The following is a 19,440-nucleotide window of genomic DNA, read 5'->3' on the forward strand; positions in this document are numbered from 1 at the left end:
TGAGAAGGAACGTCAGCCAAGGAATCAAATAACCGATCCTTACAAAATAACCTTGATGTTCCATATGTAGGTGTTGCGGATTCTGACAGTATGGGCAAGGTAATCCGTGAGCAGACCACATCAAACGATAGATTGTTCGAGCAGACCAGGATTGACGACAAACGGTACAGCGTGCCACGCGAGTATCTCCTTTCATTCATGGGTTAATAACGTATAATGACTTATTTTATAGCATACGATACACGTAGGAGAAAAGTTCCAATTTTAATAAACATGTAGAGAAAATGCTAGTATTAGGGTAAGGATAAAGGTACGTCATTCTATTCCACTAAGGGGGATTTTACATGCGCGCCGTAACATACCAAGGAACAAAAAATGTCCAAGTCAAGCAAGTAAAGGATCCATCGATTGAAAAAAACGATGACATTATCGTCAAAATCACATCGACTGCCATTTGTGGTTCAGACTTACACATCTATCAAGGGAATATGCCGGCTCACAAAGACTATGTCATTGGTCATGAACCGATGGGCATCGTTGAAGAAGTGGGACCAGGTGTGACGAAGGTCAAGCGAGGAGACCGCGTTGTGTTACCATTTAACGTTGCTTGTGGTCACTGTTTCTTTTGTGAACATGATATGGAAAGTCAATGCGATAACTCGAACGGAAATCCCCATGTCGATACAGGTGGGTATTTCGGTTTCACAGAAGAGTTTGGTGGACATCCTGGTGGTCAGGCGGAATATTTAAAAGTTCCGTTCGGGAATTTCATGCCACTCGTGATTCCTGAATCATGTGAACTAGAAGATGAGGCGTTATTGTTCTTATCTGACGTTTTACCTACGGCGTATTGGAGTGTCTTACATGCAGGTGTGAAAAAAGGAGATACGGTCGTTGTACTCGGATCAGGACCGGTTGGACTGATGACACAAAAATTTGCATGGATGCAAGGGGCAAAACGAGTCATTGCGGTAGATGATCAAGTGTATCGATTAAATCATGCTAAAGTCACGAATAAAGTCGAGACGGTAAACTTCTCAGATCACGCAGAAAGTGGTGCGTATATCAAAGAGTTGACGCAAGGTGGGGCAGATGTCGTCATTGATTGCGTCGGTTTTGACGGAAAAATGTCCCCTGTAGAAAAAATTGAACAAAAGATTGGTCTGCAAGGTGGAACGTTAAGTGCCATCGATATTGCAAAGGATGCTGTCCGGAAATTTGGTACCGTACAGTTGACGGGCGTCTACGCTAAAAAATATAATCAATTCCCGCTTGGTGATTTCTTTACTCGAAATATTACGCTGAAAATGGGACAAGCACCCGTCGTCCATTTGATGCCGGAACTGTTTCAAAAAATCATCAACAAAGAATTTGATCCAACAGATATCGTGACGCATCGAGTCGCACTTGATGATGCTGCTTCTGCCTATCAAACATTTAATGATCGGACAGATGGATGTATCAAGGTCGTCTTAAAACCATAGTCTATCTCATACGCAAACAGCCCATCCGATTTTTGGATGGGCTGTTGTATATCGTGGAATTAAAAGAAGAAGATGGGCCATAGGAAACCGACAGCTAGTCCGAGTAGGAGACCAACGAATACTTGAAACTCAGTATGACCAACGAGTTCATTCAAAAGAGGAGTCTCGTGACGAATCCCTTTGAAGTAGTCATTAAGCAATTTTGCTTGAACACCAACTGCTTGTCGGACACCAGTCGCATCATACATAATGATCGTTGCAAAGACGGCGGCAAGCGCAAAAATAGAGGAAGAGAATCCTTCCTGAAAACCGATGACGACAGCTAACGCGACGACAGTCGAGCTATGTGAACTAGGCATACCACCGGAAGCGAACATGATTTCTAAATCAAATTTCCGTGTCCGTACTAGACTTGTGACGAGCTTCGCTGCTTGAGCGATGAACCATGCTGTGATGGCTGCAAAAAGGGGATGATTCCATTCCATACATTTGACCTCCTACAAGTTAACGATATCTAATGATTCCCCATTTTCGAACGTTTTACACGAATCAACAGGAGGAATCCGTGTACTCCTTTAAAGATTATGTAAAGAAATCGCAGAAAGATTTGTGGTTTTCCATTAAAAGTCGTTAAGATGAAGACAGACGAAGCGGATTCCACGGAATTCCTCATTCGAAAAGAAGCAAACTTGAGGGGGATGCAAGGTTTGAAAGATAAAATTATCGTGGTAGATGATGAATTGTCGATTGCAACGTTGTTGAAGTTTAACTTAGAACAAGCCGGTTTCATTGTAGAAACAGCACATGATGGGATGTCTGGTTTAAAATTAGCGGAAAAACAAGATGCTGCATTGATCGTCCTAGATTTGATGCTACCGGAGCTCGATGGTCTTGAAGTATGTAAACGTCTTCGCCAGCAAAAAATCAATACACCCATCTTGATGTTGACGGCAAAAGATGATGAGTTCGATAAAGTCCTCGGTCTTGAACTCGGTGCTGACGACTATTTGACAAAACCGTTCAGCCCGCGTGAAGTTGTTGCTCGCGTAAAGGCGATTTTACGACGGATGAGTCATCAAGTATCCTCTCCAGAAGAAGTGACGGACGGTACAATTTTAATTGGCGACGTCAAAATCGTTCCGGATAATTATGAAGCTTTTAAGGCGGAAGAGCGGCTTGAGCTCACACCAAAAGAATTTGAGTTACTTGTTTATCTTGCAAAGAATAAAGGACGCGTTTTGACTCGCGATCAGTTACTATCTGCGATCTGGAACTATGACTTTGTTGGCGATACGCGTATTGTAGATGTCCATATTAGTCACGTCCGGGAAAAAATCGAACCGAATACGAAAAAACCGATTTATATTAAAACGATTCGTGGTTTAGGTTACAAGATGGAAGAGCCGAAACCAGAATGAGTAAGTATCGAAAGCGTTTCATCTTCAAAATGTTCTCATTCATCAGTCTCGTACTGATTGCGCTCGGTTTTCTACTGGGACAATCCTTTAAAGAGTTTTATGTTCAAAATGAAAAAGAGAAGCTGATGGATGAAACGTCTCTTGTCGAGACGATCTTACAGGGGCGTGATGTTTCTGAGATGGCCGAGTATGTGAATCAATTGTACGCCGAATCGAATTTCGACATGATTTTATTTAATGGACGCGGGGAAATCATTGCCGGTACACCGGTCGACGTCACGAAAGTAAAGGTAGCGACAGTTAATTTCTCAGCTATTCCTGATGAGGGGACATTTGAATCGAAGACAGATGATAGTGTGGTCCAATTTACAAAACCTGTGCCAACTTCGAATGGAGGAGAAGTATACGTCAGCTTCATTCGTTACGCCAAAGACTTGAATGTCATCTATTCTCGGATTTGGACAGTCATTATATTGTCCCTGCTCGCCTCGTTAGTAATTATATTCTTAACGATCTATCGGTCGACGAAACGATTTTTACGTCCAATTGCTGAAGCGACAGATGTTTTGCATGAACTGTCCCATGGAAACTACAAATCACGTGTCTATGAGTTAGCGGCACCGGATGAATCACGTGATTTAGGACGTTCGATCAATTTATTAGCACGTAATCTTGAGAATGCATCGTCTGGTGAAGCGATGCAAAGGGCGCGTCTTGAATCGTTGATTGAATATATGGGAGCAGGTCTCATGCTGATTGATGAGAAAGGCTACGTTCTCCTCGTCAATCGCACCTACCGGGAGATGTTCAACATTCATGAACCATCTAGTGGGAAATTGTATTACCGCGTGCTTCCAAATGAGAAGATGAGCCAAGTAATTGAAGACGTTTATTTGACCGAAAAACCGAACCGGAAACAATCGAGTGTCCGATTTGGTATTAATAGTCGAACGTTTATGGTTAGTGCCGCTCCGATTTTTGATAAAAATGGCCGCGTGCAAGGAACGACCGTTGTTTTCAACGATATCACGGAAATTAAAAAGCTGGAGCAGATGCGCAAAGATTTCGTTGCGAATGTCAGTCATGAATTGAAGACACCGCTCACTTCCATCAAAGGATTTGCCGAGACATTACTTGATGGTGCGCAAGATGTTCCGGAAATCCGAGAACAGTTTTTACGAATCATTCACGATGAATCCGAACGGATGCAGTCCTTGGTGGAAGATTTACTCGAACTCTCGCGTCTGGAACAAGATAATTATCAGCTTGAGACGGCCATTGTTGATGTGACGAGTCTTGTTCGTGAAACGGCAGCACTTTTGCATCGACGAGCGACAGAAAAAGAGATGACGATTCATATCGAAACAGAAGATGAAGTCTTCATTCGAGCGGATTTGAATCGTTTAAAACAAGTTGTCGTCAACTTGGTCGCAAATGCATTGAATTACACACCGAACGGTGGAAACGTGTGGATTCAACTTGAAGATGGAGAAGAGTCTGTTCAACTCATCATTAAAGATGACGGAATCGGTATCCATCCGAAGGAAACACAACGCATTTTCGAACGTTTCTATCGCGTCGATAAGGCGCGCAGCCGTAATTCCGGAGGTACCGGTCTTGGACTTGCCATCGTGAAGCACATCGTCGACCTTCACCACGGTGAGATCGAAATCGAATCGGCGGAACAGCAAGGAACGACGTTTACGATTCGTTTACCAAAACATGGCTGAATTTCACAGTAGATTCACATTTCCTTAATAGACGTATCTTATGATGAAAGTACCTTCTTCATCATCTGTATGGCGACTGGATCAGCTCCCATGTCGTCATGCCCTTGGCGATTGACTCTTCGTGAGTCAATCGTCTTTTTTTGGTCGTTTTTAGCGAACAAATGTGTGCAGAGTGATACAATAGGAACAGAAAATCGATTAAAGGGGCGTAGATGATGGAAAATAAATTGCTATTGATTGATGGGAACTCGTTGACCTATCGGGCGTTTTTCGCATTACCACCAATGACGGATGCGCAAGGACGAAATACGAATGCAGCTTACGGCTTTACGATGATGTTATTGAAGTTGCTCGAGGAAGAACAACCAACCCATATGCTCGTTGCCTTCGATGCTTCGAGTGAAACGTTCCGTCATGATGTCTATCAGGAGTATAAAGGAAGTCGGGAAAAGACACCGTCCGAACTACGTGAGCAATTTCCAATCGTTCGGGACATCTGCGAAGCGCTCGGCATTCAAATGATGGAACTCCATCGCTATGAGGCAGATGATTTAATCGGAACGCTCGCACGGACGATGCCGACGGATCGGACGCGGATCGTCACGGGTGATAAGGATTTACTTCAACTCGTCACGGATAAAGTCGAAGTCTTGATCACGAAGCGTGGCATCACAGACGTCCAGTGCATGACTGAGGAACTGTTCGCTGAGACATACGGTGGTCTTAAACCGATTCAAATGATTGATCTGAAGGGGTTAATGGGGGATAAGTCAGATAATATTCCGGGGATTCCTGGGATTGGTGAAAAGACGGCGGTTAAATTAATTTCGGCATACGGTTCTGTTGAGGGGCTGTATGAGCACGTCGAGGACTTAAAAGGGAAGCAGAAGGAAAAAGTCATCGCGAACGAGGAGTTAGCGCGACTCTCGAAAGAACTCGCGACGATCAAGATCGATGTCCCGCTTGAGACGACGCTAGATGATTTGCAAATTCGTGATATCGATACACAAGTGCCTTATTCATTGTTCCAGTCGCTTGGCTTCAAGTCGTTGACGAATCGGTTTGCGCCGGTCGTCAAAGAAGAAGATAAAGAGCAGTTGAACGTCGTGACGATCACGTCACTTCCTGAAGGTGTCACCGATGCCGTATTGGTTGCGGAACAGCTTCGAGAAGATTATATGGAAGAAGACATCATCGGGTTTGCGATCGCGACGCCAGAGACAATCTATGTTGCTGCGCCAACACTCGTCGAGGATGCGGCATTCCGCCAGTGGATCGAATCGGAACACCGGAAAATTTGTCTCGATGCCAAACAAGTTGCATTCGCATTGCGTAAACATGGCTTGACGTTGAATGGGTACGAGGATCTGTTATTAGCTGGTTACTTATTGAACTTAAGTGGCGGGACGACGCTCGCTTCAATTGCTGGTCACTATGCTTTAATGGCGCCGAACGAGGAAGCGGTACTTGGTAAGGGGGCGAAACGTCTGGCACCAGATGATGAAACGCTACACCCCTATCTTGCAGAAAAAGCACGGATGATCGAATTATTGTTCCCGAAAGTCCGGGAAGAGTTGAAGGCGAATCAGCAGTATGAGTTGTATGAAACGTTAGAGCGTCCACTATCCGGTGTTCTCGCTGAGATGGAGTGGACAGGGATTCGTGTCGACGTCGCGACGCTTCAAGAGATGCAAGCGGATCTGGCCGGGCGTTTAACGGAACTTGAGACATTGGTCTTTGAGGCGGCCGGTGAGTCGTTCAATATCAATTCACCGAAACAACTCGGTGTGATTTTGTTTGAAAAGCTCGAACTGCCTGCTTTCAAGAAAACAAAGACCGGTTACTCGACTGCCGCAGACGTCCTTGAAAAATTGCGTCCACTGCATCCGGTCATCGATCATATCATGTTATACCGGGAGCTCCAAAAATTACAGTCGACGTATGTCGAAGGATTACAAAAAGTCATCAAGGAAGATGGAAAGATTCATACCCGTTTTGCTCAGACGATTGCCCAGACCGGCCGTTTAAGTTCGGTCAATCCGAACCTTCAGAATATCCCGATTCGGATCGAAGAAGGACGAAAGATTCGAAAAGCCTTCGTTCCAAGTGAGACAGGCTGGTCACTGTACGCTGCCGATTATTCACAAATCGAATTACGTGTCATGGCGGATATGTCGCAGGATCAGACGCTTGTCGATGCGTTCTTACATGATGAGGACATCCATACCCAGACGGCAAGTAGCGTCTTTGGTGTTGAACCGGAAGATGTCACAGGAAACATGCGGCGTCAGGCGAAAGCTGTCAACTTCGGAATCATTTATGGAATCAGCGATTATGGACTGTCACAAAACTTGAACATCACGCGTAAGGAAGCACAATCGTTCATCGATCGTTATTTCGAGCTGTTCCCGCAAATCAAACAGTTCATGGATACAGCGATCGAGACGGCACGAGCGAATGGATTCGTCGAAACGTTGATGAACCGTCGCCGTAATATTCCGGATATCAATTCGAAAAACTTTAACTTACGCGGTTTTGCCGAACGTACGGCGATCAATACGCCGATTCAAGGTTCGGCTGCAGATATCATTAAAAAAGCGATGCTTGATGTTCATGCTGCCTTACAAGCATCGGATCTAAAAGCACGCCTGTTGTTGCAAGTACACGATGAATTGATTTTTGAAGCACCAGACGAAGAGCTCGACGCTTTACAAGCGCTTGTCAAACAAGCGATGGAGCAGACCGTCGAATTATCCGTACCGCTTCGCGTTGATGGTGGCGCAGGCCATACGTGGTACGAAACGAAGTAAGCAAGGAGGAATAGACGTGCCTGAATTACCTGAAGTCGAGACCGTTCGCCGCAGTTTAGAACGTGCGGTCTCTGGAAAAACAGTCTCTTCCGTCAAAGTCTATCATCCGAAGATGATTCGGGGGATGGAAGTGGCGCCATTTGCAGATGCCTTACATCAAGAACGGATCGAACGCGTCGAACGGCGCGGAAAGTTCCTACTCTTTGATTTCGATCGTTTTTATCTCGTCAGTCATTTGCGAATGGAAGGGAAGTACTTCCCGTATCCGCAACCAGTCGAGCGGGATAAACATACCCATGTCGTCTTCCGTTTCACGGATGGTTCAGAACTGCACTATAATGACGTCCGGAAGTTCGGAACGATGGAGTTGCGTGATAAGGAAACAGCGATGCAGACTGCTCCATTAGCGCAACTAGAGCGTGAACCGTTTGATCCGGAGTTCACAGCAGAGGTGTTGGCGGAGAATTTAATTCGTAAAAAAAGAAGTCCAATCAAAACGGCATTGCTCGACCAATCGATCTTCCTTGGTCTCGGTAACATTTATGTCGATGAGACACTTCACGCAGCACGCGTTCATCCGTTGACGAAAGCCGGTGCTTTGACACTTGACGATATCTCGCGCATTCATCAAGCGGGTGTTGACGTCTTACGACAAGCAGTGGAAGCGGGCGGAAGCACGATTCGAAGTTATGTTTCACCGTCAGGAAAAGGTGAATTCCAGCTTCAACTTGCGGTATATGGTCAAAAAGGAGAACCATGTCCTCGTTGCGGTACAGCCATCGAAAAAATCAAAGTTGGTGGACGGGGAACACATTTCTGTCCGACGTGTCAACAGGTCGCCTTATGAGAGTCGGTCTGACAGGGAGTATCGCAACCGGCAAAAGTACGGTTTCTAGCTATCTGAAACAAAAAGGAATAGCGGTCATCGATGCGGATCTCGTTGCGCGAGAAGTCGTGGAACCAGGAGGTCGAGCCTATGATGCGGTCAAGCAGGCATTCCCGGAAGCGTTCGAAGAAGGACTTCTTGTCCGTCCAAAGCTCGGACAAATCATTTTTCAGGATAGTGAAAAACGACAACAGCTGAATCAGTTGATGCATCCTAGCATCCGACAACAGATGCTCGATGAAGCAGATGCCTATGAACGTTCAGGACATGCACTCATCGTATTTGATATTCCGTTATTGCTCGAAGGGGATTGGCGAAACTTGTTCGAACGAGTCGTCGTCGTCTATTGTCCAGAAGACATGCAGTTAAGACGACTGATGCAACGTAATGATTTATCAGAAACAGAAGCGTATGCACGTATTCATGCACAACTAAGTATCGAACAGAAAAAAGAGCTTGCAGATGATGTGCTCTTCAATGACGGTAGTCTCGATTCGTTATACCACCAAATCGATGAGTGGTTAGTACGATATGATGAACAAGACACGTGATAACGGAATAGAAAAACCGTGAAGTGAGAGAAGTTTCCATCTTCTCTCACTTTTTTTAGAGAACATAATGAAATCGCTTACATTTCGTGATATAGTTCTATCTGTAAACGGAGCTACATCCGTCACATTGAAGGGGGATCCGCACATGGGAGTCAAGGTGGCAGTCAATGGTTTTGGTCGAATTGGTCGAATGGTCTTTCGACGTCTGATCGCTGAGGGGAAAAGCGAAGTCGTAGCAATCAATGCGAGTTATCCAGTCGAAACGCTCGCACATTTAATCAAGTACGACACGGTACACGGGAAATTCAATTATCCGGTCGACATCATCGATGGGGCGTTGATGGTTGACGGAAAAGAGATTCAAATCGTCAGTGAACGTAATCCTGAACTGTTGCCGTGGGGGGAACTCGGCATCGATATCGTCGTTGAAGCGACAGGAAAGTTCAATTCGGATACGGGTGCTGCAAAACATTTAGTAGCAGGGGCGAAAAAGGTCGTTATTACGGCACCTGCTAAAGGAGATGTCCGGACGATCGTCATGGGTGTCAATGATGACATGTATGATCATGAAACAGATGCTATCGTCTCAAACGCGTCTTGTACGACGAATTGTCTCGCACCCGTCGTTCAAGTCATCGACCGAGCTTTTGGGATTGAATCAGGTCTCGTAACGACGGTTCACGCGTTTACGAACGATCAAAATAATATTGATAATCCACATAAGGATTTACGTCGCGCTCGTGCGTGTGGATCATCCATCATTCCAACATCGACGGGTGCAGCAAAAGCGATTTCGCTCGTCTTGCCGCATTTAGAGGGAAAATTGAATGGACTCGCGCTTCGTGTTCCGACACCGAACGTTTCACTCGTTGACCTTGTCGTCGAAGTCAGTCGTGATACGACGGTAGCTGAAGTGAACGAAGCCTTTACGAAAGCAGCAGACGGTGCGCTCGAAGGAATCCTTGGGATGACGATGGAACCGCTCGTCTCAATCGACTTTAACGGAGAAGAACGTTCAACGGTCGTTGATGGACTTTCAACGATGGTCATGGGCGGTCGTCAGGTGAAGGTCCTTGCTTGGTACGATAATGAGTGGGGTTATTCTTGCCGTGTCGTCGATCTTGTTCACCTCGTTTCTGCGCATCTTGAAGCAATGGGAACGGTTGAAAAAGAACTTGAACTGAATTAATTGAAGCGGGCAGATTCCAGTAACGACGGGGTCTGTCCCGTTTTTTTTCTAGAAATGTATTAATTTTTGAAATTTATCCTTGTGTATCTTTTTGATACTCGCTATAATTCAAATCGTGAACTTCAATCGGTCTGGCAATCGCAGCTTAAAGGGTTAGGACCTCTCTGGACTAACTTTCCCCCGTGGGTGCGAACGACTCAGGCGCAAAGTAAGTGATCAACTACTTTGAAGACCATTGAATGTAGGGGGGATCCACAAATGGATACTATGGGAAGACACATTATTGCAGAACTTTGGGATTGTAATCCTGAAAAATTGAACGACATGGAATTCGTTGAACGACTTTTCGTTGACGCAGCACTTCAAGCAGGTGCAGAAGTACGAGAAGTAGCATTCCACAAGTTTGCACCACACGGCGTCAGTGGCGTCGTCATTATCTCTGAATCGCACTTGACGATTCACAGTTTCCCAGAGCACGGGTATGCATCGGTTGATGTCTTTACTTGTGGGGATCGGATCGATCCAGCCATCGCAGCGAACTACATTGCTGAAAAGCTTGATGCGAAAATCCGTGAAAATGTCGAAATTCCACGTGGTATGGGACCTGTTCAAGTTCCAGCGGCTACTGTCCAGCACGTCAACTGACAATACACACGAATTCGTCAAGCCCTCGTCGTTCAGACGAGGGCTTTTTAATATGTCTGACGTCTGTTATTCTTAATAGTAGAAGAAACAAAGAAAAGAGGATGACCATGGGACTGAAAGAACGGTTGCAAAAACAGCTAGAGACATCCGATACACATAAAAATGAAAACTTACGCACGCATTATTACGCAGCAACAGTCGAGATGTTGTTTGCTGGTTTAGAAAATATCTTAAAACAAGATGGCGGAACGGTTCGTCGTGTTGACGCGGGACGTGGAGAATTAGCCTTTACGTTAAAAGAAGTCGATGGACTCGCGACTGTTATCATGGTAGCAGGCGGCAGAACAGCGGTCGATCTATTCTTACACCGGGAAAGCCTCCTCGGGCCTGATCTCGAGAAACACATCGAGCGCATCTATGCGTCACTTGATGCAGGCTATCGATTGAAAATGATTGGAACAAAAGAAATCACGTGAACGGAGGTACGGCATGCGCTGTCCAGCCTGTAATTTTAACGGAACAAAAGTACTGGATTCAAGACCGGTCCAGGATTTTGGTTCGATTCGTAGAAGACGAGAATGTGAGTCTTGCGGCTATCGCTTTACGACATTCGAAATGGTCGAGCAGACCCCTTTAATCATCGTAAAGAAAGACGGAACACGCGATGAGTTCAATCGTGAGAAAATTTTACGGGGACTCGTGCGTGCCTGTGAAAAACGCCCGATTTCAATTGAACAGCTGGAAACAGTCGTCAGTCGAGTCGAAAAGGCATTACGGGCGACAGCTCAGCACGAGATTCCAAGTGAACAAGTCGGGCGTCTTGTATTAAATGAGCTAGCATCGGTCGACGAAGTGGCATACGTCCGCTTTGCGAGTGTTTATAAACAATTCAAGGACATCAATGTCTTTTTCCAAGAGCTCTCTGAACTAATGGAGCGTCATCAGGAAAATGACCGTGAGAATTTAACGTGATAGAAGAGAGGTCGCCTGTCCGGTCAGCGTACCTCTCTTTTTCTCCCTAAGGAAAGGACGAGTCAGATGGTAGAACGTGAACTTTCCGGTACCGATCTTTGCTTAGTGATGAGCAATGGAGTCGTCGACCGTGAAGCCTATCAATCTTTATATTATTTGTACCAACCGATCATTGGTGTCAAAGCGCTTGGACTGTATCAAACGTTTTGGAGCGAGATGATTCCGGGGAAAACGAAATCCCAATATATCTCTCATGCGGAACTTGGAACGTTACTTGGTTTTTCTGTCGATGAGTTCAAGGAAGAGCTATTCAAGCTAGAAGGCATCGGGTTGATTCGGACGTTTGAAGCACGCCAAGCAGCGTATCGCTATATCTATCAAATCCGGGTACCACTCGCGCCGAATACTTTTTTAAATGACGGAGTGTTATCGAGTCTGCTCTTTTATCGCGTTGGTGAAATTCGTTTCCGGTCCTTGCAGCATCGTTTCCGGACGGAGCCGCTTCCGAAGAATATCGTCGACCGGACGGTCCGGTTTGATCAAGTATTCGATGTGAAAGCAGGTCTTGCTTCCGCGCATCAGCCAAAAGCCTATGCGAAACAAGAGCGCGCAGTGTATGAATTTGATTATTCGTTTGACCTAGAAGAGATGAAGCGACAAACGGATCGTTTCCTACCGCGAACATTTTATTCAAAGGCAATCGATCATCTGCTTGTTAAGCTTGCCTATGTCACCCAGTCGAATGAAGCACTGATGGCGGAACTGTTGAATGCCCGTTTCCGGCACGAAGCGTATCTGCCGATGACCGATGCTGAGAAACAAGAACGCTGTAAACAGATGATGTTATCAGCGAAACAAAAGCTCAGTCGAGAGAAGAAGGCGAAAGTCGCTTCACAAGATTCGGTCGAAGTTGGAGACATCGAAGCGACGGAGACGATGGAAAGCACTCACCCGAAGCACTATGTCGCGAAGTTGCGAAAGGTCAAAGCATTATCTGAGCGAGATGAAGAGTTGATCCAGCAATTGATCATTGATTATGAGATGTCGTCTGGGATCGTCAACGCCGCGTACTACTATGCCCTTGTCGTCAAAAAGGATAATCGCTTCAGTAAAAATTTCCTTTTATCAATCGTCGATGATTGGAAACAAAAAGGATACGTAACAGCGTCCGAAGCACTAGCGAAGACACAGGAGCAGGATGACTTGATTGCGAAGAAGCAGGAGCAAAAACAAGAACGTTCGCGTCAGACCGTTGGTGGACGTCGAGGACGAACGAGTAATACAAACGGTGGTCCAAATCCAAAGTGGCTACAAGAAGAAAAAGCGAAACAACAGCAATATGAAGCATCTAAAAAAGCGAGTTTCGAAGCAGATGTTCCGGACGATGAAGAGATGGAACGGATCTTACGGGAACTGAAGGGGAACTAAAGGAGTCGGGACATGGAACATATCCAATCATCTATCGAAAAAATATTAAGCCGACCAGACGTCGCAGAATCGGTTCGAGCGATTCAACAACGAGTGTTATCGCATCCAGGTGTCGTCATGTTTTTAAGGACTCATCCGGAAATCGATCAACGGATGATCGAGCGTGGTATGCTCAAACTGAATGAATACGCAGAGCAGATGGATGGCAATCGACTGATTGAAAATAAAGCCGTTATCGAAGGCTATCAGCCGATCCTACATGTCGAAAAAGGACAGATCGTCGTTTCGTATGAGAAATCGCAAGCGCTCAAAGACCGAGAGGATGAACGCGCACTTGAGAAAAAATTCAAGAGCCTGTTCCTTCCGGACGAAGTACGCGATGCGAACTTTAGTGATTTTGACTTATCGACGACGGATCGGAAGCTTGCCTTACGTGCAGCTTCTCAGTTCCTGAATCATCTGCGCTCAAAAGAGCAAGTGAAGGGACTCTATCTACACGGGAGCTTTGGTGTTGGGAAAACGTATCTCTTAGCTGCGATCGGAAATGCTTTGAAAAAAGAACGAATTGCGACGATTCTCGTTCATGCCCCAGGGTTTGTTGCCGAGGCGAAACGACGGATTCGCTCCGACTCGTTTGATACGTTCCTTGAAGGATTCCAAACGATTCCGGTCTTATTAATTGATGATATCGGTGCGGAGTCGATCAGTCCGTGGGTACGAGATGAATTATTCGGGATCATCTTACAGTACCGGATGATGCATCGTCTGCCGACGTTATTCAGCTCAAACTTGTCTTATGATGAATTGGAACTTCATTTTGGAATTACGAATGATCAAGGGGATAAGTTAAAGGCTGCACGACTGATGGAACGAATTCGGACGACAACACAACCGATCGAGTTCCTCGGTGAAAATCGACGGCGCTACTAATTTTCCTTGTCAAGGAAGTAGCGAATTCGTTATACTAATGACACGTCAATAGACGATGCAACGATTGAGGATACGAAGAATGAAATGAACCAAACTAGCGAGAGAAGAATGGTGGAAGCTTCTCATGGAATCATTCATGTCTTTACTCCCTCATAGCACGAACGGGGCTAATCCGTTTGCGCCTCACGCCCGTTAACGCGTGTTCGAGCCGAACCAGCATCTGGTGCGGGAACGAGGGTGGTACCACGAGATTAAGACTCGTCCCTTTTTTAGGGATGAGTCTTTTTTATTTTGTATAAGGGGGAAACAGTCATGTCAAACATCGCACTTACATTTCCAGATGGCGCTGTAAAGGAATTCGCAGCCGGCACGACAGCGGAAGAGGTTGCGGCTTCAATCAGCCCAGGACTTCGTAAAAAAGCATTTGCTGCAAAACTAAATGGACACGTAATCGATTACCGTCGTCCAATCGAAGAGGATGGCACAATCGAATTGATCATGCCGGATTCAGAAGAAGGTCTCGACTTGATTCGTCACTCATCGGCTCACTTGATGGCACAAGCAATCAAACGCCTGTACCCAGATGAAACGATTCATCTCGGGATCGGACCGACAATCGAGAATGGTTTCTACTACGATATCGATATGGAACGTCGTCTAACTGAAGAAGATCTTCCGGAAATCGAGAAGATGATGAACAAAATCGCGGGTGAGAACTTGTCGATCGAACGCGAAGTCGTCTCACGTGACGAAGCACTCGCGATTTATAAAGAACTCAACGATCCGTTGAAAGTTGAATTGATCGAATCGATTCCTGCTGATCAGGATTTGACAATTTACCGTCAAGGCGAATTCTTCGATCTCTGCCGTGGACCACATGTGCCAGCAACAGCGAAGTTACAAGTCTTCAAATTGATGAGCATTGCTGGTGCTTACTGGCGTGGTGATTCAAAAAACAAGATGCTTCAACGGATTTACGGTACAGCATGGGCAACAAAAGATCAGTTGAAACAACATCTCCACTTCCTCGCTGAAGCGAAAGAGCGCGATCACCGTAAGCTCGGTAAAGAACTTGGCTTATTCTTCACTTCTCAAGAAGTTGGTCAAGGACTCCCAATGTGGTTACCAAAAGGGGCAGCCATCCGTCGGACAGTCGAGCGTTATATCGTTGATAAAGAACTCGAACTTGGCTATGAGCATGTCTACACACCAGTTCTTGGTTCAGTTGATTTGTACAAAACATCGGGTCATTGGGATCATTATCAAGATGACATGTTCCCGAAAATGGAGATGGATAACGAAGAACTCGTTCTTCGTCCAATGAACTGTCCGCACCATATGATGGTCTACAAGAATGAACCACGTTCGTACCGTGATTTACCGCTTCGTGTCGCTGAGCTTGGTGGCATGCACCGGTATGAGATGTCTGGTGCCTTAACTGGACTCCAACGTGTTCGTTACATGGTTCTCAACGATGGGCACACGTTCGTCCGTCCTGACCAAATGAAAGACGAGTTCAAAGCAATCGTTCATCTCATTCAAGAAGTCTATGCCGACTTCGGGATTACAGATTACAAGTTCCGTCTTTCGTATCGTGACCCAGCGGATAAAGAGAAGTACTTCGATAACGATGCAATTTGGGAAATGGCGCAGCGTGAGCTGAAAGAAACAATGGATGAGCTCGAACTCGAATACTTCGAAGCAGAAGGCGAAGCCGCATTCTACGGACCGAAGCTTGACGTTCAAGTTCGAACAGCACTTGGCAAAGATGAGACGCTCTCAACAGTTCAACTCGACTTCCTCTTACCAGAGCGATTCGAATTGACATACAAAGGTAACGACGGACAAGATCACCGTCCAGTCGTCTTACACCGAGGTGTAGTATCAACAATGGAACGATTCGTTGCTTACTTGATTGAAGAATACAAAGGAGCGTTCCCAACATGGCTCGCACCCGTTCAGGTGAAATTGATTCCGGTTTCTGGTGTTCATGAAGACTATGCCCGTGAAATCAAAGCGATCCTGTTGAAAAAGGGAATCCGCGTCGAAACAGATTTCCGTGACGAGAAACTCGGTTATCGTATCCGTGAAGCACAAGTCAATAAAGTACCGGTCATGCTCGTTTTAGGTGACAAAGAAGTAGAAGCACGCGAAGTCAACATTCGTCGCTACGGTTCAAAAGATTCGAGTAATGCATCACTCGAACAATTCGTTGCAGATTTAGAGCAAGAAATCGCAAACCGTTCAAAATAATGAAATATAACCGGTTGTCCACTTTATGGGATGATCGGTTTTTTGTATGTCCTTTAAATCAAATGCAGTTTATCCGATAAAGAAGAGAGAGTTAGTTTTAAAAAAAAGAAGATGGAAATATTTATTTTTATTTGGAAAACGATTAGAATGTAATGGGAAATGGATAAATTTGTTTTACGATGTGGAAAGGAAGTATGACATTGAAACGAACACTACCGCTTACGCTTGCTGCTTCAATCTTGTTCATGGGATGTTCCGTTGAACAGCCAAAAGCAGCTACAACTAAAAAGACATATCGCATTACACCTAAAACGGAAGCGATTGATCCTTTAATTCGAAAGTACACGACATACAATGCGAAAACCCGGAATCACTATACGATGCGTTCTTATTTAGAAAGACTTGAAAAAGAAGGGGGAGGTACGCTTATTTTATCAAAAGGAACATATCTTTCCCCTCTACGTGTCGGGATTCCATCGAATACGACAGTCATTTTAGAAGATGGGGTCATCATCAAAAAGACATCTGAAACGGGGACGTCGAAAATCAGCGCGACGACGAGTGTTTTTGATCTAGTGGCACCATCTGTGTTACGTCTAAATACAAAAATGTCGAAATATAATGGTACAAAGAATGCACGGATCATCGGAAAGGGAAATGCCCAGATTGACCTAAACGGTTTTTCACGAGGATCTGCCTTTGCGATCGCGCATAACCAAAACTTATACATCGGTGGCATCACGGTCCGTAATCAAAAAGGATCACATGCGATGGAGTTAGATGCGACGAAAAACGCGACGATTGAAAATATGAAGTTCGTGGATGCGACGATGATAGCGAATACGGGACCAAACGAATCGATCAACTTAGATACACCGGATCCAATCACGAAGGGTTTTCCGTGGAAGTGGTCTGTCCAAGATGGTACTCCGAATACGGATATTACAATTCGTAATAATATCTTTTCCAATATCAATGTCGCCATCGGAACACATCAATATACAGAGAATCGTTTACACACGAATATCCGGATCGAAAACAACTTAATCGAAAAAACGAAGGATTATGCCATTTCGATGATGAACTGGAAAAATCCAACTGTCATCAACAATACGATTCGAGATGTACACCGGGCTGATGGAAAGGCGATGACGATTTTAGGTCGAGGTATCATTGGCGGGACGATTCGCTATAATACATTCGAAAACGCCGATCGTGCCATTCAGATGCAACCATTCCAAAGTGACGGATATGCACCGATTTACAATACCTTTACGGAAACAGAGAAACAATACATGCAACAAAATAGTGTCAAAGATGTTGGGTTAGGAAAAATTGTTTTGTTCACGAAGTTGAATGAATATACGTATGCAACAGCCGAGCGGTATGACTTCGTTTCATATTAAACTAAAAACAAGCACCCAAGACAGAAGTCAAGGGTGCTTGTTTTGTAATTATGAACGCATTTGTTGCAAGAATGGTTCGATATCGACTTGAAGTGCTTCTGATAGCTTCTGACCGAGTGAAGCATCGGCGCGATAGAAGTTACAAATCGCAAGTAAAACCGTGTTCTCATGGCGCACTTGCTCGAGATCATTAACGAGGTTTTTCAAGAGAGCCGCTTGCTCTTCTTCCGTCATCCGGCGGTAGACTTCGCCGGCTTGACCGAAGTTGTTCGTCTTCTCGATTTCGAGACGACCATGTTTATCATCAAGCAACGGTTGATTTTCTTCCGTGTACTCTGGTGTTTCTTTTGGTTCTTCTTGATAACGGTTCGGTTCATAGTTGACCGGACTCGTTTGCTGACCAACCGGCATTGCACCGTCACGTTGGTAGTTGTTCACTTGTGCAAACGGACAGTTGATCGGAAGTTGTTGGTAGTTCGTACCAATACGATAGCGTTGTGTATCTGAGTAAGAGAACAAGCGACCTTGTAATAACTTATCTTCAGATGGCAACATACCTGGAATCAAGACACCTGGGTTAAAACCAACTGATTCCGTTTCAGCAAAGTAGTTATCGACATTTTTGTTCAATGTCATTGTACCGACGTGTTGGAATGGGATGACATCTTCGAACCAATCTTTTGTCGCATCGAGCGGATCGAAATCGAACTGATCGACGTCAGCCGGATCGAGTACCTGTACAAACAGATCCCATTCCGGGTAATCGCCATCTTCAATCGCTTGGAATGTATCGTTTGAAGCATGGTTGAAATCTTTTCCTTGAATCTCTGTTGCTTCTTCAGCTGAGAGATTATGAACACCAGCTTTTGGTACCCAGCGTAGTTTCACATAAACCGTATTACCATGAGCATTCACCCATTTGAATGAGTGGACGGAAGAACCACGCATTTTACGGTAGCTTGCAGGAATCCCTTCATCCGTAAAGAGATGCATGAGCATGTTCGTCGATTCTGGACGAAGCGTCATGAAATCCCAATAACGGTCAGGATCTTGAATATTCGTGCGTGGATCTGGTTTGAGTGAATGGACCATATCCGGAAACTTCATTGCGTCACGAATAAAGAAGACAGGAAGGTTGTTCCCGACAAAATCCCAGTTTCCTTCTTCTGTATAGAACTTAACAGAGAAACCGCGTGGGTCACGTAACGTCTCTGGAGAGTGTGTGCCGTGAATAACAGTCGAGAAGCGGGCGAAGACAGGAACTTCCGTACCTTCTTCTTGTAAAAACGCTGCTTTCGTGTACTTTTTCATCGAATTTTTGACAGTGAAGACACCGTGAGCACCGAATCCACGAGCATGTACGACACGCTCAGGTACACGTTCCCGGTCGAAATGGGCCATCTTTTCAATTAATTGATAGTCTTCTAACAATGTCGGTCCACGACGTCCAGCCGTACGTGAATTCTGATTGTCACCGATTGGTACACCTTGATTGGTCGTTAATCGTTTTTCATTCATCTGTTATTCTCCCCTTTATGTAAGATTAAATTAATTATAAAACAATAATCATTCTAAATAAACAGTTTTGCTTGCGAATGTTCTGAATCTTTTTTTGCACATTATGAATGTACCCGTGAAAAACAGGTTAGAAACTTCTTGCTTATCCGCCAAAGGATTGCTATTATAATCAAGTATGTGAGCAACGTTCAGTAAGAACATAGAAAGCGGCTTGACATCA

Annotated in this window: 16 protein-coding genes; 14 read left to right on the top strand and 2 right to left on the bottom strand. The window is 45.1% G+C overall.

Going from position 1 to position 19,440, the window contains the following annotated elements; genetic code table 11:
* Positions 1–344: 344 nt before the first annotated feature.
* On the top strand, positions 345–1,484 hold the full coding sequence (locus tag ACV3PA_RS06810; protein WP_053454031.1) for a zinc-dependent alcohol dehydrogenase: 1,140 nt from the start codon (positions 345–347) through the stop codon (positions 1,482–1,484).
* 59 nt (positions 1,485–1,543) lie between these two features.
* Here the strand turns inward: ACV3PA_RS06810 and ACV3PA_RS06815 are convergent, their stop codons facing one another.
* Positions 1,544–1,969, bottom strand: coding sequence for a divergent PAP2 family protein (locus tag ACV3PA_RS06815; protein ID WP_053454030.1), 426 nt, complete (start codon positions 1,967–1,969; stop codon positions 1,544–1,546).
* Between the two features lie 213 nt (positions 1,970–2,182).
* On the opposite strand from ACV3PA_RS06815, the gene ACV3PA_RS06820 reads away from it, so the two are divergent.
* The 13 genes from ACV3PA_RS06820 to ACV3PA_RS06880 all read left to right on the top strand — a co-directional run bounded on the left by ACV3PA_RS06820 (position 2,183) and on the right by ACV3PA_RS06880 (position 17,702).
* Positions 2,183–2,902: a response regulator gene (locus ACV3PA_RS06820; protein WP_456125868.1), complete on the top strand. Its 720-nt coding sequence runs from the start codon at positions 2,183–2,185 to the stop codon at positions 2,900–2,902.
* Positions 2,899–4,632, top strand: coding sequence for a two-component system histidine kinase PnpS (gene pnpS / locus ACV3PA_RS06825; protein WP_053454029.1), 1,734 nt, complete (start codon positions 2,899–2,901; stop codon positions 4,630–4,632). The genes ACV3PA_RS06820 and pnpS overlap by 4 nt, the downstream gene beginning before the upstream one ends.
* A 212-nt stretch (positions 4,633–4,844) precedes the next feature.
* A complete protein-coding gene (gene polA, locus ACV3PA_RS06830) occupies positions 4,845–7,442 on the top strand; it encodes a DNA polymerase I (protein ID WP_053454028.1) in 2,598 nt (865 codons plus the stop codon).
* A 16-nt stretch (positions 7,443–7,458) separates the two neighbouring features.
* Positions 7,459–8,289, top strand: a complete 831-nt coding sequence (gene mutM, locus ACV3PA_RS06835; RefSeq protein WP_053454027.1) for a DNA-formamidopyrimidine glycosylase — start codon at positions 7,459–7,461, stop codon at positions 8,287–8,289.
* Complete coding sequence (gene coaE, locus ACV3PA_RS06840; RefSeq protein ID WP_053454026.1) at positions 8,286–8,879, top strand: dephospho-CoA kinase; 594 nt, start codon at positions 8,286–8,288, stop codon at positions 8,877–8,879. The genes mutM and coaE overlap by 4 nt, the downstream gene beginning before the upstream one ends.
* Before the next feature lie 145 nt (positions 8,880–9,024).
* Positions 9,025–10,068: a glyceraldehyde-3-phosphate dehydrogenase gene (locus ACV3PA_RS06845; protein ID WP_053454025.1), complete on the top strand. Its 1,044-nt coding sequence runs from the start codon at positions 9,025–9,027 to the stop codon at positions 10,066–10,068.
* A 258-nt stretch (positions 10,069–10,326) separates the two neighbouring features.
* The gene (gene speD, locus ACV3PA_RS06850; protein WP_023469024.1) at positions 10,327–10,713 is read left to right on the top strand and encodes an adenosylmethionine decarboxylase; all 387 of its coding nucleotides are present in this window, start codon (positions 10,327–10,329) and stop codon (positions 10,711–10,713) included.
* A gap of 107 nt (positions 10,714–10,820) precedes the next feature.
* Complete coding sequence (locus ACV3PA_RS06855; RefSeq protein WP_053454024.1) at positions 10,821–11,189, top strand: hypothetical protein; 369 nt, start codon at positions 10,821–10,823, stop codon at positions 11,187–11,189.
* 13 nt (positions 11,190–11,202) lie between these two features.
* Positions 11,203–11,685, top strand: a complete 483-nt coding sequence (gene nrdR / locus ACV3PA_RS06860; protein ID WP_053454023.1) for a transcriptional regulator NrdR — start codon at positions 11,203–11,205, stop codon at positions 11,683–11,685.
* 66 nt (positions 11,686–11,751) lie between these two features.
* Positions 11,752–13,113, top strand: a complete 1,362-nt coding sequence (locus ACV3PA_RS06865) for a replication initiation and membrane attachment family protein (protein WP_238237530.1) — start codon at positions 11,752–11,754, stop codon at positions 13,111–13,113.
* A gap of 12 nt (positions 13,114–13,125) precedes the next feature.
* Entirely contained in the window at positions 13,126–14,043 is a 918-nt protein-coding gene (gene dnaI, locus ACV3PA_RS06870) for a primosomal protein DnaI (protein WP_053454021.1), read from the top strand.
* 312 nt (positions 14,044–14,355) lie between these two features.
* A complete protein-coding gene (thrS, locus tag ACV3PA_RS06875; RefSeq protein ID WP_456125869.1) occupies positions 14,356–16,296 on the top strand; it encodes a threonine--tRNA ligase in 1,941 nt (646 codons plus the stop codon).
* Between the two features lie 200 nt (positions 16,297–16,496).
* Entirely contained in the window at positions 16,497–17,702 is a 1,206-nt protein-coding gene (locus tag ACV3PA_RS06880; RefSeq protein WP_053454019.1) for a glycoside hydrolase family protein, read from the top strand.
* A gap of 48 nt (positions 17,703–17,750) precedes the next feature.
* Here ACV3PA_RS06880 and ACV3PA_RS06885 read toward each other — a convergent pair whose 3' ends face one another.
* Positions 17,751–19,220, bottom strand: a complete 1,470-nt coding sequence (locus ACV3PA_RS06885; protein WP_053454018.1) for a catalase — start codon at positions 19,218–19,220, stop codon at positions 17,751–17,753.
* Between the last annotated feature and the right edge of the window lie 220 nt (positions 19,221–19,440).

This window comes from Exiguobacterium sp. EA-TM-5 (assembly GCF_053878415.1).